Raw genomic sequence first — 16409 nt, forward strand, 5'->3', positions numbered from 1 at the left:
AGAATATAAAACAAAACCCCTATCGTCCTCTAAAGACCATAGGGGTAAAACTTCATTCTTTGATTACGCGGTGTCCCGCCGCTTTCTGAAGCCGGTTCATAATCGCCAGCCCGACTCCTTCTTCGGGAAACATCTCGGCAAAAATGATATCCACGTCACTTCTATTAAAGGCACGCAGCGTATCGTAGAGATGCTGGGCCACCGTTTTCAAATCGTCCCGCCGTCCGACGGATAGGATGATATCCGCCTGATACTCTCCCGCGAATTCTTCTGTCGTTAATACACCGACTTTGAGCCCTTCTCCTCTTTTTTCATCAACCAACTTCTGCAAAAACTCCCTTGTTCCGTCCACTAAATAGACAGGGGCGTCCGGAGCATAGTGGGTATATTTCATACCAGGAGACTTCGGGGCACCCTTGCCTTCTTTTAAAGAGGGATCCACTTCCACCTTACCGACCACTTCTTCCAGCTGCTCCTTCGTGACGCCGCCGGGACGCAATATGACCGGGATTTCTCCGGTACAATCCACCACCGTCGACTCCACTCCGACTCCTGTCTCGCCCCCATCAACCACTCCTGCGATCTTATCATCCAGGTCATCCATGACATGCTGAGCCGTTGTCGGACTTGGCTTCCCAGACCGGTTTGCACTCGGGGCGGCAATCGGCACTCCAGCAGCCTCAATAATTGAAAGAGCAACGGGGTGGTCCGGCATCCGTATCCCCACCGTCTGCAATCCAGCCGTTACCTTCTCAGAAAATACGTTTTCCTTATTTTTAAAAATGATCGTCAATGGACCCGGCCAATACGCATCCACGAGCTTCGCCGCATCGGATGGAATCCCTGCCACAAGCCCGTCTAACTGATTTTTATTTGATATGTGGACAATCAGTGGATTATCCGATGGTCTGCCTTTCGCTTTGAAAATTTTCTCTACAGCAGCATCCGATGTTGCATTCGCACCCAGTCCGTAAACGGTCTCTGTCGGGAACGCAACCACTTCATTCTGTTGAAGAAACTTCGCCGCGTCCACAATTTGTGGATAACTTTTGTTTTTATCCACATCACTTTCCACAATCCAGTGTTTCATCATTTATGTCATCCACCTTTATTTACATAAGCTAAATCTGTTCATTTCATGTGTATAAATACTGAATTAACAAGCGTTGCACACTCTGTTTCTTTTGAAAGTATAAAAGAAACCCCATAAATTCTCAAGTATTATCCACAAACCGTAAATAAAACGTCGAGTATTGTGGATAAACCTGTGGATGGTGTGAATAATTCTGAAAAAAGAAATAGTTATCAGACTCCCGCATTTTGTCGAATTCCAAAAACAAAAAACCGAACCATTTTATATAAAAATGATTCAGTCCATTATTTTATCCATTTCCATCTATACACTTTTTGTCGAAATATCTATAAATCCAATTTCATAGTGATGCAGTTATCCACAGTGGATAACTTTTTTGCATGAATAAAATTCTCCAACTCATCCACAACAGGCTCTGTTTCCTGTTGAAAACCTAACAGATCAAAAAATGCGAGTGACGCTTTTCGATTGGAGATCAAGTAAAGGCGTTTCAGGTCTTTTTCTTTCGCAAGCTTTAAAATCTCCTGGAAGAGAGCAAATAACTCTTCACTTTCAAACGAGGAAGTGACGACAAGTGACCTCAGGAGTCCGATCTTCTCCTGCACTTCGATTCCAAGCGTTCCAATCAACCGGTTTTCCGAGTCTTCCACTACTAAAAAGCAATCAATGCTATGTTTAACGCCTTCCGTGCTTAATCCTGCTTTCATCAAGAAGGCCACGACTTCATGAATATCCTCACTATTTGCCTGACGAATTACTTTCAACATCCTCTCATCCTCCCTTTTCTCTCATCCTCTAGTATCAATGTATGATGAGAGAAGAAGAATAGAACATAAAATGCTAGAAAGATAGACTTTCTTTCAAATAGAAAAAGCTTCATCTCTGGTGGATGAAGCTTCTCTCTTCAGTTATTGAATAAGCCTTTGAATAAATCTACTACGAAAAATCGAACCTCGACTTCTTCTTCCTTATCTTCCACAAAGACCGGTTCTTCCTGTTTTGTGCCTTCTTTTTCATTCATCACTTCTACCTGTTCGTCCTCTTCCATTGCCCCGGCTTCTTCTGCCTCTACTTCCACTTGTTTATACGCAGTGACCTCTTCTTCAGCAGGCTCCACGTTTTCCGCCTTCAGATCGTCTTCTACCGTTTCTTCAGGATCCACTTCGGTTACCTCATTACCGCTTGCCTCCACTTTCGTTTCAAACCCGGTGCTTCTTACGGCATTTCCAGTGGAGAAATCAAGGAAGCACAGCGGTGGATACAGAACGCACCACCAATTTGCCCCTTCTCCTTTCCCCAAAGTAATCAGTACCGCTTCATATTCACCTGCCGGATAAAGGTATTGACCATAAAGCTTAGTAGGAAAGTCCACTTTTCCAAACTCTACTTTTACTGATTGATCCATTCCCTCTGTCGCCACTACTTCTTCCGCAATTTTCTGAAGCTCCGGCAATCCTTCTTTGATGACTGATTTCGCTTCATCCTGTGATGTTAAAGTCGATACCCACTTTGTAATCTCTTTATTGACTTCATCCCGAACGAGTCTTTTCACGTTCTGATCCTGATCCAGATCACTATTGGCCAGGATCCGCAGTCGAATCGCTTCCTCCGGGATGACCATCGTTTCCTGAGCCGCCATTTCCTGCTTCGGTATATATAAACTTAGAATCGTTCCTAATGATAGAATCAAGATATACAATAGCACTGTATGTTTTGTTTTCATTTCCTCTCCCCCTCAGTAAAACAGTCTGGTCAAAAGGGAGAAATCTTAAACTAGTAAAATAACATTTTTGTTCGGAATAATTGTTGTGGGGTCCGTTTTGAAAATAAATGGGGGAAAGTTGAATATAAGCGTGGTGACGTTAAGGGTGGCGGATAGAACCCTGACTCTTTACCTGGTCACAAAACTCAAAAACTGAGCCATTCTCGTAAAAACACCCCCGATCACTAAAATCGAGGGCGAAAATCTTTAATTTCTCTCACAAAACACCATACGATCCTTCCCATTGATGTCATGAACAACTTCTGTTTCCGCATCAGGGAAGGTCGCGCGCAGCAAGTCCGCAACTGTTTCTCCCTGACCCACTCCGACTTCGAAACCGATCAGGCATTTTTCTTTCATGACAAGAGGCAGCTCATCCATAAAGCGTTTATACAGATCATAGCCGTCTTCCCCGCCAAACAGAGCGAGTTCAGGTTCGTGTCCGATCACGACATCTGATAGGGACTCGCGATCCGTCAGTGGGATATAGGGCGGGTTGGATAATAGAATATCCAGCTTCACTCCGTCTTCGATCAATGGCTTCAACAGATCTCCTTCAAAGAAGCGGACATCCGCTCCGAGTCTCGCACTATTATCCTTGGCAACAGCCAGTGCTTCTGGAGAAATATCGACGGCCATCATCTCAATAGGAAGCCGGTCTGATTCCAGTTTCAACGTCACTGCAATCGCACCGCTTCCCGTCCCGACATCGACAGCCTGCAAGGGTTTGTCTACAGTACGGAACAGCTTCTTTATCTTCTCCACCCCATAATAAATGAGCTCCTCCGTTTCCGGTCTTGGAATCAGCACATGCTCATTCACCACAAATTCCCGGCCATAAAACTCCTCAGTCCCGATGATATACTGGATCGGTACCCCACCTACATGTTTCCGGATCCCCGCCCGAAACTCTTCCCATTTCTCTTGAGGGACGGACCTCCTCTGTTCAGCCAACAGCTGTGACCGTGACAATCCTGCTAAATGCCGCAAGTAGATTTCTCCCACATTTTCATCACGGCCATGTTCGACTAAAAAAGAAGAAGCCCATTTCAGGGCTTCAAATACCGTTACCATGACTATTCTTCCAATCTTTCCAGAAGTTTGGATTGATCTTCGATGATCAATGCATCAATGACTTCATCCATCTTTCCTTCAAGGATTTGATCAAGCTTCTGGATCGTCAAGCCGATGCGGTGATCCGTGACGCGGTTTTGTGGGAAATTATACGTACGGATACGCTCGGAACGGTCACCGGTACCAACGGCAGATTTACGATTCGCATCGTATTCTGCTTGGACTTCACGCTGGAATTTATCGTACACACGAGCACGCAATACTTTCATTGCTTTCTCTTTGTTTTTGATTTGTGATTTTTCATCCTGGCATGATACTACAACACCTGTCGGGATATGCGTTAGACGCACGGCAGACATGGTGGTATTAACACTTTGTCCTCCCGGGCCGCTGGATGCGAATGTATCGACACGGATATCTTTATCGTGGATATCCACTTCGACTTCTTCTGCTTCAGGCAGGCAGGCAACCGTTGCCGTCGACGTATGAATACGACCGCCGGATTCAGTTTCAGGTACACGTTGCACACGGTGTGCCCCGTTTTCATATTTCATTTTGGAAAATGCACCATTTCCGTTGATCATAAAGATGATCTCTTTGTACCCACCGACACCAGTGGAGTTCGCTTCCATGACTTCAATCTTCCAGCCTTGGGCTTCCGCAAAGCGACTATACATGCGGTATAAGTCACCGGCAAACAGAGCAGCTTCATCTCCACCTGCAGCACCACGAACCTCCATGATTACGTTCTTATCATCGTTCGGGTCTTTGGGAATCAATAATATCTTCAGTCGGGCTTCCAACGCTTCGATTTGCTCTTCAAGCTCGGAAACTTCTTCTTTCACCATTTCACGCATATCAGCATCAAGCTTATCATCCAGCATCGCCTTCGCGTCTTTATACTGTCCGGTCAATTCTTTATATTCTCGATATGCTTCTACCGTAGCTTGGATGTCTGATTGTTCTTTTGAATAATCTCTTAGCTTCTTTGGGTCATTCACAATTTCTGGATCACTCAATAGTTCATTTAACTTATCATAGCGATCTTCCACTGCTTGTAAACGATCGAACACAGCTATTCACCTCAAATTTTAATCCATAACAGTCTAATTATATTATATGGTGTATGGAAACACAAGGAAGATCGGGAATGGGGATGAGGGGAGCATGTATGTAAAGGGGAAGCGGACAGGGCTTCCCCCACTACCTTATCTCTCGGTGATTTTTACATTGATATCATATCGGGGAATTGCTTTTTGTAATTTGTCCTTTAACATGGCTTCCTCTTTATCCGTTTCGGCCATGTTCATCTCTTTCTTCGTATGAGCCGTCACCCACATTTGATTACCATTAATCCATACTTCATCCGGCTGGAATTTAGAATTCTCCCTTACCACTTCACGGGCTTTGTCTTCATAAACACCCGTTGTCGTGGATGTCGTACCTGGTGAATCCGTCAGGTTAGGGAAATTGGGATTTTGATCGGTGATTTCCCGTACACTTTCATCCTGGCGCTTATCCATCTCCGACTTACGGTTATCAATGAAACGGGTTCCGCCACTATCATTATGCACTCCGTATTCCGACTCCTGATTCACACCACACGCTGTAATCAAAAGAAAGAAAACAGTAAAAGATAAAGCTAACAGTATTTTTTTCATGCTTTCACACCTCCTGATAGTAGGTTTTCCTGGAGGGTGGTGGTTATGCACTGGTCTGGGTTGAGATGTCGATGAGCTCAGAGGGAATATATGTAAAAATACGCAAATAATAAAAAAATGACGCAAATCCGGTCTCTGCAGACGGCTTTGAGTATACAACATCTAATCTTAACGTGACTAAATCACTGCTTCATATAAGAAAAAGATACAAAGAATCTTCCTGTTTTGAATCAAACCGGCAAAATTTTAGTCAAGCAACCTAATTTGCCCATAAAAAAAACAAAGCCCCAAACCTGAGACTTTGTTCAAAAGAAATTTATACTTCCTTCACCATATCCGGAGTCACACTCATCCCAGTCGGTACTTCATGATGATGGCGGCATCTTGGCTCATAGGCCTCGGATGCCCCGACGAGGATGACAGGATCATCGTAACAAGCCGGTTCACCATTGATCAGGCGCTGAGTCCGGCTTGCCGGAGAGCCGCAGACGGCGCAAACAGCTTGAAGCTTGGTCACTTGTTCAGCAATGGACATCAAGTCTGGCATCGGTCCGAATGGTTCCCCACGGAAATCCTGGTCAAGACCTGCGAGAATGACACGGTAACCGCTATTTGCTAATTTCTGGACAACTTCGACGATGCCTTCGTCAAAAAATTGAACCTCATCGATTGCAACGACATCCACCTCTGGATTCAGGTCATCAAGGATTATGCTTGATTCCTCAACTGCTTTGGCGATAACAGAGGTACCATTATGAGATACAACCGACTCATCGCTATAGCGATTATCTAGTTTTGGCTTATACACAGCAATTTCTTGTTTGGCAAATTGAGTGCGTCGGACCCGGCGGATCAGTTCCTCGGATTTCCCTGAGAACATGCTGCCGCAAATGACTTCTACCCAACCCGTTTGTTTCATGACATACACGAAAGCGCCTCTCCTTCCTTACACAATGATCTATAAAAAACAGCCTGGCTGTTAGTGAAAACGGACTAGTCTTTAGTATAAAGCATTCCTTTATGTACGGGAATAATGCTCAGAATCCGGTAATTTGGCAGAAAAAAAGAGGCACAGCTCAATTGGAACTGCCTCTATTTCTTCAACCATTTGCTTTAAACGAAATAAAAAACAGGCAAGCATGAAGATCCTTGCCTGTTTTTCTAATAGAAGAGAAGGAGCGACCCGAATCATTCGTACCTAAGCACAAAGGAGTTCGATGCGGCCTTCTGGCTCTTCATTATTGTTGTTGGTTTTTAAGACCGTATTTTTTGTTGAAACGGTCAACACGTCCACCAGCGTCAGCGAATTTCTGACGGCCTGTGTAGAATGGATGGCATTCAGAACATACCTCAACGCGCATTTCTTCCGCTACAGAACCAGTTTCAAATTCGTTACCGCAAGCACAGCTAACTTTGATCGTGTTGTACTTAGGATGAATTCCTGATTTCATTACTTTCATCTCCTTCCGCCCTGAATCATCTGAAACAGAGTAATTTATTACGAAGATATATGTGATATGAGCATAAGCATGAGAGTTATAGCCAGCCCCTTACCACATCCAGTTTTTTAAAAACACATTGACACTATTATAACAAGGACAAGGAATATTTGCAACCTGTAAAATTGGAAGTTTCCGACATCCATTACTTCAAAATATCATTCGATTACTAGATTAACGCTTCTTGGACTCTTCTGTCAACACATTGAAAAACTCTTCATTCGTCTTTGATTGCTTCAGCTTACGCATCAGTTTTTCGGCGAAATCAGGCTGATCCGACATGGCTTTGCGGATTGCCCACAGTTTTTCAAGATGATCAGGTTTGATGAGAAGTTCTTCACGACGCGTTCCGGAACGACGGATATCGATGGCCGGGAAAATGCGTCGTTCTGCAAGAGAACGGTCAAGGTGAAGTTCAAGATTTCCGGTTCCTTTGAATTCTTCATAGATGACATCATCCATGCGGGATCCTGTATCGACAAGGGCCGTTGCAAGAACAGTCAAGCTTCCACCCTCTTCAATATTACGGGCAGCCCCGAAGAATCGCTTCGGACGGTGGAATGCTGCAGGGTCAATACCACCGGAAAGTGTTCGTCCACTTGGAGGAATGACCAGGTTATACGCACGAGCCAGACGAGTGATACTATCCATAAGAATGATGACATCACGCTTGTGTTCCACTAACCGCATGGCGCGCTCAAGAACAAGCTCTGCCACTTTGATGTGGTTCTCAGGCACTTCATCAAATGTAGAGCTAACGACTTCCGCTTCTACGGAGCGTTCGATATCCGTTACTTCCTCTGGTCGCTCATCAATTAGAAGGATGATTAATTCCGCTTCCGGATGATTGGTTGTAATCGAATTGGCGATCTCTTTGATCAGCATCGTCTTACCGGCTTTTGGCGGGGCTACGACTAAGCCACGTTGTCCAAAACCGACTGGTGCGATAAGATCCATGACACGGGTGGAAATTTTATTCGGTGTCGTTTCAAGCTTCATTTGACGGTCAGGGTATAAAGGCGTCAAGCCGGGAAAATGCACGCGCTCTTTCGCAGAATCCGGCTCTTCTCCGTTCACCATTTCAACATGAAGCAATCCGAAATAACGCTCGTTTTCTTTCGGCGGACGTACTTTCCCCGAAACTTTATCCCCGTTACGTAAATCAAAACGACGAATTTGTGATGCAGAAATATAAATATCCTCAGAGCTCGGAGAATAGTTGATCGGTCGCAAGAAACCAAATCCTTCTGATTGGATGATCTCAAGGACACCTTCCATGAAGAAAAAGCCTTCTTGTTCTGCACGAACTTTAAGGATAGCGAATATTAATTCTTTTTTTGTTAATTTACTATAATAAGAAACTTTGTATTGTTTGGCTAGCTCGTAAAGCTCTTTCAGCTTCATATTTTCTAAGCTAGAAATTGTTAACTCTTCCATTATGACACCACGCTTTATTAATTTGTCCTACTTTAAAATAAATCTTTGTTGATATTTTCCACAAGAGAGTAGTGGTGATTTCCGCGGGGTGGGCGGTGAGCCTCCTCGGCACATGTGGGGTCTCACCTGTCCCACTTTTTCCGCAGGAGTCAAGCACCTTCCGCTCACAAATCAACTTTTTAATAATCTCTCTCACTAATAATTGTCTCTCTTTCAGAAAAGAGCCAAAATCGGGTAGTTTTTTCTAGAAATGAAGAAATAAGTTGAAGCATAAAAATAAAGAAAAAATGCTGAAGATAAAAACCTTATCTATTGTAACCATACTTTCAATCAAGAATCAATGTCTGGGTAAAAAAAGGAAGGTATTTTTGTAGATAGGCAGCATTTTTTCACCTATGAAGAAAAAAGTGAGTGATAAGAGCGGGAACGGGCAGGTGCTCTGCCCGTCCCTTTCTCTTATATAAGAAGAGTTGGTTTCTCTCTCAATTTGGATCTGTCTATTATTTCATGACCAGGTTTGGCTTTTTTTGAAGACTGTGGCGTCCGTCGATGAATCGGACGGTACCTGATTTCGCACGCATGACAACTGAATGAGTCAGACCGTATGCTCCTTTGAGTTGGATCCCTCTCAATAGTTCTCCATCTGTTACACCTGTTGCAGCAAAGATGGCATCGTCACCGCATACCAGGTCTTCCATTCGAAGGATCTTGTCCACATCAAGCCCCATACTGATACAACGCTTCAGCTCTGCATCGTTCTGTGGCAGAAGCTTTCCTTGAATTTCTCCGCCTAAGCATTTCAAAGCAACGGCTGCAAGAACTCCCTCAGGCGCACCACCGGATCCGAACAGAATATCGACACCCGTATGATCGAATGCTGTATTCATGGCACCTGCCACATCACCATCATTGATCAGCTTGATGCGGGCACCCGCTTCTCTCAGCTGCTGGATGATGTGTTCATGACGGGGACGATTCAAGACAGTCGCTACAACGTCTTCAATGTCCTTGTTCTTCGCCTTCGCAACGGCTTTGAGATTATCGATGACGGAAGCGTTGATGTCGATTTCCCCGACCGCTTCCGGTCCAACTGCGATTTTATCCATATACATATCCGGTGCATTCAGTAGGTTTCCGTGGTCTGCCACCGCGAGTACCGCCAGTGCATTCCAGCCTCCGGAAGCAACGATGTTCGTTCCTTCCAACGGATCGACAGCTACATCGACACGCGGTCCGTAGCCTGTCCCTAATTTTTCACCAATATAAAGCATTGGAGCTTCATCCATTTCCCCTTCACCGATGACAACCGTTCCCTTCATCGGTACGGTATCGAACACATCGCGCATGGCGGAAGTTGCAGCGTCATCTGCTTCATCCTTCTTTCCGCGACCCATCCAGCGGGCTGATGCAAGGGCAGCCCCCTCTGTTACTCGAACTAGCTCCATTGATAAACTTCTTTCCATGTATATAGCCTCCCGGGTTCCCTTTTGTTTTACAATATTCTTAAATTGTATAACATATTGACAGATTTATTGTAACACATTAAGGCGGTTTGAGAGACTTTTTTTCGAAAAAAGTAGGACATAATGGCACGAGTTAGCATTAATTCCTGGTAATAGAGTAAATAGTTCTCTAAAACTGTTCCTAATAGCGAGCAGTGGTTGATTGTCTACTATTTATAAATGAGAGAAAATAAAGCTCTCTCAAAATTCAATAAACGTTTTACTTAATGCCCTACGACTTCATCTGTTCCAATTCTTCCGCGGACATTTTTTCGCGCCAGATGGTGGCACCAAGGCCTTCGAGTTTGGCAACCAGATCGCTGTATCCGCGATCGATGTGTTCGAGACCGGTTACTTCGGTAACTCCTTCGGCCATTAAGCCGGCGATGACAAGGGCGGCTCCTGCACGGAGGTCGCTTGCCTTCACTTTGGCACCCTGCAATTGGACAGGACCGTTGACGATGGCGGAGCGTCCTTCGACTTTGATCGTTGCATTCATTCTTCTCAGCTCATCGATATGCTTGAAACGGGCTGAATAGATGGTATCCGTTACGACGGCAGAGCCTTCTGCACGATTCAATAACGTCGTGAACGGCTGTTGCAGATCGGTTGGGAATCCTGGATAAACCAGCGTTTTTACATCCACCGATTTAAGCTTGTCCGCTCTGCCGATATAGATTTGGTCGTCATTCGTTTCAACAGGCACTCCCATTTCACGGAGTTTGGCAATGACCGATTCCATATGTAACGGGATGACATTGTCGACGAGAACACCTTTTCCAACTGCGGCGGCAAGGATCATAAAGGTACCTGCTTCGATACGGTCAGGTATGATGGTATGACGGCAGCCGTGAAGCTCATCCACCCCATCTATCCGGATGACATCGGTACCGGCTCCCTTGATCTTCGCACCCATATTACTTAATAAAGTTGCGACATCAATGATCTCAGGCTCTTTTGCTGCGTTCTCAATAATCGTTCTTCCTTTTGCACGGACCGCTGCAAGCATGATGTTGATCGTGGCACCAACACTGACAACATCAAGGTAAATCCGGGCACCCCTTAATTCATCTGCGCGCAGGTAGATTGCACCCTGTTCATTGGTCACCTCTGCTCCAAGGGCCTCAAATCCTTTAATATGTTGGTCGATCGGACGTGGACCGAGATGACATCCACCTGGCAGCCCGATGACCGCTTTTTTGAAACGTCCCAGCATCGCCCCCATTAAATAATAGGAAGCACGAAGCTTTTTCACCTTCCCGCTTGGTAAGGGCATGGACACCATTTGACTTGGATCTACACTCATATCCCCATCTTCCAATGTGACTGAACCACCGATCTCTTCTAAGAGATCTTTCAGCGTCCTTACATCTGAGATGTCTGGTAACCCTTCGATTGTGACTGGCGAATCAGCAAGAATGGTTGCCGGGATCAAGGCTACCGCACTGTTTTTGGCCCCACTGACTTTAATGGTTCCTTCAAGGGGATAACCTCCTGCAATTTTTAGCTTTTCCATATTAAACTCCCTTCCACTGTTCATTGATGGGGAATTCACCACACCAAAAACAAAAAGGATTATTTTTCCAACAGAAGACGTTCTAAGAAGTATTGTCTACTAGTGTATACATAATTCGTCAAAACATGTATAGGATAACCGAATTTTTTTCCTTTAGACCGATTATCCTACTATCAGCGGTTGTTCCAATCATTCAGAAACGCATCGATCCCTTTATCGGTTAATGGATGCTTGAACAATTGCTTTAATACTTTAAGAGGAACGGTTGCAATGTGAGCCCCTCTTAATGCCGCTTCCGTAATATGCTGCGGATGGCGTGTCGAAGCCGCGATGATTTCCGTTTCCAGACCGTGTATGGCAAAGATCTCAGCAATCTGGGAGACCAGTTCCAGACCGTCATGACCGATATCATCTAACCTTCCTAAAAAAGGTGACACATATGTCGCTCCGGCACGAGCCGCTAAAAGCGCTTGGTTTGCACTGAAAATCAGCGTGACATTTGTCTTGATCCCTTCTTTAGCAAAAGTAGATGCAGCCGTCAGACCATCTGGGGTCATTGGCAGCTTCACTGTAATATTTGGCGCTATCTTTGCAAGCTCCCTGCCCTCTTTGATCATACCTTCCGCATCTGTGGCGATAACTTCAGCACTTACAGAACCAGGGACTAAATCTGTGATTTCTTTTAACCGATCTTCAAATGTTACGTCTTTTTCTTTCGCTACAAGCGACGGATTCGTCGTCACTCCTGATAGAATACCCCATTCAAATGCTTCCTTGATTTCACTCATGTTTGCTGTATCTATGAAAAACTTCATTTTCTCTACCCCATTTTCGACAAAATTTTCAATCATCTTTTAATGAACGGAAGGGACTGACCCAAAAGGTATCAACCCTCTCCTGGTGCAGTCCCATCCTACAGCTTCATTCTTTTTCTACCACATAAGGAAAGCCGCTAATCTATCGAGACGGACTTTCCATACATTACCTGTCTATATTACGCCTGGTTAGAAGAACCGAATTCGCGCATTTTACCAGCAACCGTCGCTTTGATCGCTTCACGAGCAGGTCCCATATATTTACGTGGATCATATACTTCTGTATCAGCTGCAAGCACTTCGCGTACCGCTTTAGCAGAAGCAATTTGATTTTCAGTGTTTACGTTGATTTTAGCCGTACCGTAAGAAATCGCTTTTTGGATATCTTTTGTAGGGATTCCAGTTCCGCCATGAAGCACTAATGGAACACCAGTAGCTGCTCCGATTTCTTCCATCTCTTTAAACCCAAGGTTTGGTTCACCTTTGTAAGGACCGTGAACAGAACCAAGAGCAGGTGCAAGAGTATCGATACCCGTACGCTCTACCAATTCTTGACACTCTTTAGGGTCTGCATAAATAACACCGTCTGCCACTACGTCATCTTCTTGTCCACCGACTGTTCCAAGTTCAGCTTCAACAGAAACGCCTTTAGAGTGAGCATACTCAACCACTTTAGAAGTGATTTCAATGTTCTCCTCGAAAGGACCGTGAGAAGCGTCGATCATAACAGATGTGAAACCTGCATCGATTGCTTCTTTACATTTGTCATAGCTTGAACCGTGGTCAAGGTGGATCGCAACAGGAACTGTGATGTTTAAGTCTTCCATAAGACCTTCAACAATTTTCACAACTGTTTTGAAGCCGCTCATGTAACGGGCAGCACCTTCAGATACACCAAGGATGACAGGTGATTTTTCTTCTTCAGCTGCTTGCAGGATCGCTTGAGTGAACTCAAGGTTATTCAGGTTGAATTGACCTACCGCATAGCTTTTTTCTTTTGCTTGAATAAGCATGTCTTTCATTGAAACTAAAGGCATAGTTATTTCCTCCTTTTATTCAGTCAGTGAACCATTTTGGTATAAATGGTGGTGTTATTTATAGCACCTTGTGACATTGTTTACAATTTCACTTGTATCATACCAAAACAGAATTGATTTTACCAACTGCAGAGGTGAAATGTTAAAAATACTACTATTTTCACTATTCAAACAACAACTATCAAACTGGAATATACTGTTTGACTGCCTGTCTGATATCGTCAATATCAAAAGGCTTCGCAAAATGAGTAAGCGCTCCCAAGTCCTTTGCCTCCTGGATCATGTCGAGTTCTCCGTATGCCGTCATGATAATCACACGGATATCTGCATCCTTCTGCTTCATCCGTTTCAGGATTTCAATCCCATCCATTCCAGGAATTTTCATATCCAGTAAAACCAGATCAGGGGAATGCTTATCTACGATTTCAAGAGCCTGTATTCCGTTCGCAGCTTGAAATGTTTGGTAGCCTTCCTTTTGTAACACTTCATTTAATAGAATTCTAATACCAAATTGATCGTCTACAATCAGAATTTTCTCATTCATATATCCCAGTCCCCTTTGCACTATAGTAGATTATGTATTCCGGCGGTAAATAATTGTATATTTATTACTTATTCTCTTTTTCTGTAAAAAATCCTGCTTCCTCTCAATATTTTACTTGAGACCTTTTTCCCCTTTATAATAAGCGTTATCATGAAAAATGTCGAAGATGAATATGGAAGGAGATTGAATTTTATGATTAAAATGTTCACCACACAGTTAACAGGACTGTTTAAACGGATTTATGATAAGCAGGAATTTGAAATTGAAGACGGGGCACGTATGCTTGCCCAGGCCGCAATCGGTCAGGGAAGCATCTACATTAAATCATACGGGGAAATGGAAGCCGTAACCGCTGAGGCTCTGTTCGGTGCAGAACCGCTTCCATCTGCTAAACGGTATGATTCTTCCGTTGAGCTGACAGAGGCGGATCGCGTACTGATCGTTACCCGTTTTTCTACTGATGAAGATGCCGTTGCGTTCGGGAAGAAGCTGGCGTCTGAAGACATCCCCTTCGTAGCGGTATCGGGATTGATCGAGGGAGAAGAAACGTTACTCGACACAGCCGATGTACATTTGGACACGAAGGTGATCAAAGGAATGCTCCCCGGTGATGAAATCGGTGAGCGTGTGAGCTTCCCTTCCAGCATGGCTGCCCTTTATCTTTATTTTGCATTGGGGTTTGTGATTCGTGAGATGTTAGAGGAGTATGAGGAGTAGACAATTAGGCCCGTTCCCGTTTGGGGATGGGCTTTTTTGTCGAAGATGATGAACGGAATTAAAAAAAAGCCCTCCCAAACCAGGGAGAGCAATTCCAAAAATACATTTTATTTCTCACCATACGCAAGTGACGCTTCCACGAAGTCTCGGAATAGAGGCTGCGGGCGTGTTGGACGTGAAGTGAATTCAGGGTGGAATTGAGATGCAACGAACCATGGGTGATCGCTCAGCTCGATGATTTCCACAAGACGGCCATCCGGGCTTGTGCCTGAGAAGATGAAGCCGGCTTTTTCCATTTGCTCACGATAGTGATTGTTGAATTCAAAGCGGTGGCGGTGACGCTCGTAAACCACTTCTCCATCGTAGGCTGTATAGGCTTTTGAGCCTTTTGTCAGCTTACATGGATACAGTCCGAGACGAAGTGTCCCCCCAAGATCTTCGATGTCCTTTTGTTCAGGTAAAAGATCAATGACAGGATAAGGCGTTTCAGGATTCAACTCAGCCGAGTGAGCCCCATCAAGTCCAAGGACGTTACGGGCATATTCTACGGATGCAAGCTGCATTCCAAGGCAGATTCCAAGGAAAGGAACCTTGTTTTCACGTGCATATTGAGTAGCAGCGATTTTCCCTTCTACCCCACGATCACCGAAACCGCCCGGTACAAGAATTCCATCTACATCTGCCAGTTTTTCTGCTACATTTCCACTATCGACAAGCTCAGAGTTCAACCATTTCACTTCAATGTCGCTGTCGAAATGGTAACCAGCATGACGAAGGGCTTCCACTACGGAAATATACGCATCCTGTAATTCAACATATTTCCCTACTAAGGCAATCTTCGTTTTGCGGGAAAGGTTTTTCACGCGGTCAACGAGTTCATTCCACTCAGTCATATCTGCTTCGTGGCAGTTCAGCTTCAAGTGCTGACATGTGATTTCATCCAGCTTTTGATCTTGAAGAGCAAGTGGCACAGAGTAAAGTGTATCTGCATCCATTGCTTCAATGACAGCATTTTTATCGATATCACAGAATAACGCAATTTTATCCTTCATATCCTGAGTCATCGGCATTTCTGTACGCACAACAATGACATTTGGCTGGATACCCAGACTGCGAAGCTCTTTCACGCTGTGCTGTGTCGGTTTAGTCTTCATTTCACCCGCTGCCTTGATGTAAGGGATGAGCGTACAATGGATATACATGACATTGTCACGGCCTACATCGCTCTTGATCTGGCGAATCGCTTCAAGGAAGGGAAGGGATTCGATATCACCAACCGTTCCACCGATTTCTGTGATCACGACATCTGAATTTGTTTCGCGTCCGGCACGGTAAACACGTTCTTTGATTTCATTGGTGATATGTGGAATAACTTGTACAGTTCCTCCAAGATAGTCTCCACGACGCTCTTTTTTAAGAACGGTAGAATAGATTTTACCTGTTGTAACAGAGCTGTATTTCGTCAGGTTAATATCAACGAAACGCTCATAGTGACCTAAGTCAAGATCTGTTTCCGCGCCATCATCGGTTACGAATACTTCACCGTGCTGATAGGGGCTCATCGTTCCCGGATCCACGTTGATGTATGGATCGAACTTCTGGATTGTGACGCTCACCCCGCGGTTTTTCAATAGTCTTCCAAGGGACGCTGCTGTGATCCCTTTCCCTAGTGACGACACTACGCCGCCTGTTACGAAAATATACTTAGTCATGTATATGTCCCCCTTTAAAGTAAGTTTGGTTCAAAAAAAG

General features: G+C 44.5%; 16 protein-coding genes. 1 reads left to right on the top strand and 15 read right to left on the bottom strand.

The features are described from left to right. Nucleotides 1-52: 52 nt before the first annotated feature. The 14 genes from BAA9072_RS09660 to BAA9072_RS09725 all read right to left on the bottom strand — a co-directional run bounded on the left by BAA9072_RS09660 (nucleotide 53) and on the right by BAA9072_RS09725 (nucleotide 13940). The gene (locus BAA9072_RS09660; protein WP_230980813.1) at nucleotides 53-1093 is read right to left on the bottom strand and encodes an L-threonylcarbamoyladenylate synthase; all 1041 of its coding nucleotides are present in this window, start codon (nucleotides 1091-1093) and stop codon (nucleotides 53-55) included. A 326-nt stretch (nucleotides 1094-1419) separates the two neighbouring features. Next, nucleotides 1420-1860, bottom strand: coding sequence for a GNAT family N-acetyltransferase (locus BAA9072_RS09665; RefSeq protein ID WP_201714476.1), 441 nt, complete (start codon nucleotides 1858-1860; stop codon nucleotides 1420-1422). Between the two features lie 137 nt (nucleotides 1861-1997). Then, nucleotides 1998-2816: a stage II sporulation protein R gene (gene spoIIR, locus BAA9072_RS09670; RefSeq protein WP_201714477.1), complete on the bottom strand. Its 819-nt coding sequence runs from the start codon at nucleotides 2814-2816 to the stop codon at nucleotides 1998-2000. 246 nt (nucleotides 2817-3062) lie between these two features. Continuing rightward, nucleotides 3063-3929, bottom strand: a complete 867-nt coding sequence (prmC, locus tag BAA9072_RS09675; protein ID WP_201714478.1) for a peptide chain release factor N(5)-glutamine methyltransferase — start codon at nucleotides 3927-3929, stop codon at nucleotides 3063-3065. Between the two features lie 2 nt (nucleotides 3930-3931). Beyond that, nucleotides 3932-5002, bottom strand: a complete 1071-nt coding sequence (gene prfA, locus BAA9072_RS09680) for a peptide chain release factor 1 (protein WP_098438713.1) — start codon at nucleotides 5000-5002, stop codon at nucleotides 3932-3934. A 135-nt stretch (nucleotides 5003-5137) separates the two neighbouring features. Next, on the bottom strand, nucleotides 5138-5590 hold the full coding sequence (locus tag BAA9072_RS09685; protein ID WP_201714479.1) for a hypothetical protein: 453 nt from the start codon (nucleotides 5588-5590) through the stop codon (nucleotides 5138-5140). 316 nt (nucleotides 5591-5906) lie between these two features. After that, a complete protein-coding gene (locus BAA9072_RS09690) occupies nucleotides 5907-6518 on the bottom strand; it encodes a thymidine kinase (RefSeq protein WP_201714480.1) in 612 nt (203 codons plus the stop codon). 310 nt (nucleotides 6519-6828) lie between these two features. Further along, complete coding sequence (rpmE, locus tag BAA9072_RS09695; protein WP_034765123.1) at nucleotides 6829-7041, bottom strand: 50S ribosomal protein L31; 213 nt, start codon at nucleotides 7039-7041, stop codon at nucleotides 6829-6831. 222 nt (nucleotides 7042-7263) lie between these two features. Next, nucleotides 7264-8526: a transcription termination factor Rho gene (rho, locus tag BAA9072_RS09700; protein ID WP_201714481.1), complete on the bottom strand. Its 1263-nt coding sequence runs from the start codon at nucleotides 8524-8526 to the stop codon at nucleotides 7264-7266. Nucleotides 8527-9026: 500 nt separating this feature from the next. Then, nucleotides 9027-9989, bottom strand: a complete 963-nt coding sequence (gene glpX / locus BAA9072_RS09705) for a class II fructose-bisphosphatase (RefSeq protein ID WP_201714482.1) — start codon at nucleotides 9987-9989, stop codon at nucleotides 9027-9029. A gap of 271 nt (nucleotides 9990-10260) precedes the next feature. Beyond that, nucleotides 10261-11544 (bottom strand): UDP-N-acetylglucosamine 1-carboxyvinyltransferase, encoded by a 1284-nt coding sequence (locus BAA9072_RS09710; RefSeq protein ID WP_201714483.1) that lies wholly within the window; start codon nucleotides 11542-11544, stop codon nucleotides 10261-10263. A gap of 173 nt (nucleotides 11545-11717) precedes the next feature. After that, complete coding sequence (gene fsa / locus BAA9072_RS09715; RefSeq protein ID WP_201714484.1) at nucleotides 11718-12359, bottom strand: fructose-6-phosphate aldolase; 642 nt, start codon at nucleotides 12357-12359, stop codon at nucleotides 11718-11720. Nucleotides 12360-12538: 179 nt separating this feature from the next. After that, nucleotides 12539-13396: a class II fructose-bisphosphate aldolase gene (locus BAA9072_RS09720; RefSeq protein WP_201714485.1), complete on the bottom strand. Its 858-nt coding sequence runs from the start codon at nucleotides 13394-13396 to the stop codon at nucleotides 12539-12541. A gap of 181 nt (nucleotides 13397-13577) precedes the next feature. Beyond that, a complete protein-coding gene (locus BAA9072_RS09725; protein ID WP_201714486.1) occupies nucleotides 13578-13940 on the bottom strand; it encodes a response regulator in 363 nt (120 codons plus the stop codon). A 192-nt stretch (nucleotides 13941-14132) separates the two neighbouring features. Between BAA9072_RS09725 and BAA9072_RS09730 the strand changes: the two genes are divergently transcribed. Further along, nucleotides 14133-14657, top strand: coding sequence for a DUF2529 domain-containing protein (locus tag BAA9072_RS09730; RefSeq protein WP_201714487.1), 525 nt, complete (start codon nucleotides 14133-14135; stop codon nucleotides 14655-14657). A 107-nt stretch (nucleotides 14658-14764) separates the two neighbouring features. Here the strand turns inward: BAA9072_RS09730 and BAA9072_RS09735 are convergent, their stop codons facing one another. Beyond that, entirely contained in the window at nucleotides 14765-16369 is a 1605-nt protein-coding gene (locus BAA9072_RS09735) for a CTP synthase (protein WP_201714488.1), read from the bottom strand. Between the last annotated feature and the right edge of the window lie 40 nt (nucleotides 16370-16409).

The organism is Rossellomorea arthrocnemi, assembly GCF_904424705.1.
Classification (GTDB): Bacteria; Bacillota; Bacilli; order Bacillales; family Bacillaceae_B; genus Rossellomorea; species Rossellomorea arthrocnemi.